This window comes from Psychrobacter sp. DAB_AL32B (genome assembly GCF_002224105.1).
Classification (GTDB): Bacteria; Pseudomonadota; Gammaproteobacteria; order Pseudomonadales; family Moraxellaceae; genus Psychrobacter.
Window position 1 is genome coordinate 1 of the sequence record NZ_NEXU01000172.1, and the last position, 337, is coordinate 337.

1 protein-coding gene is annotated in these 337 nt (G+C 38.6%); it reads right to left on the reverse strand.

All coding sequences use genetic code 11. The features are described 5' to 3' along the window. The coding region (locus tag CAN34_RS13860) for an integrase arm-type DNA-binding domain-containing protein (RefSeq protein ID WP_368039516.1) at positions 1-281 on the reverse strand (281 nt) is incomplete at its 3' end. Positions 282-337: the final 56 nt, after the last annotated feature.

Below are 337 nucleotides of genomic sequence, written 5' to 3' on the forward strand. Positions count from 1 at the left end.
TGTGCTGGGATAGAGGTAATAGGGTAGTCACCGATATGCGGCGCAACGTGTTTATCTAAATAATTATGAAGTTTTTGAACATTCTTGGGTGTAGTGTTAGATTTTTCGTTGATATAACTCTTGGCAATTACTCTAAATAAGTCTTTTTTCTCAAAGTTATTCTTTTCATGACTTTTGTGTTCAGTAGGATCAATACCATCACTGAGTAGTGCCTGAGCTCTATCACGTGCCAGCCTTGCTTCTTTTAGCGACACCTCTGGTTTAAAGGTAGAGTCACTCATTTGATTGGCTGGTTTGTCGAACACTAACCGAGAGGATTTTTGTTTAGGTTTAGTGT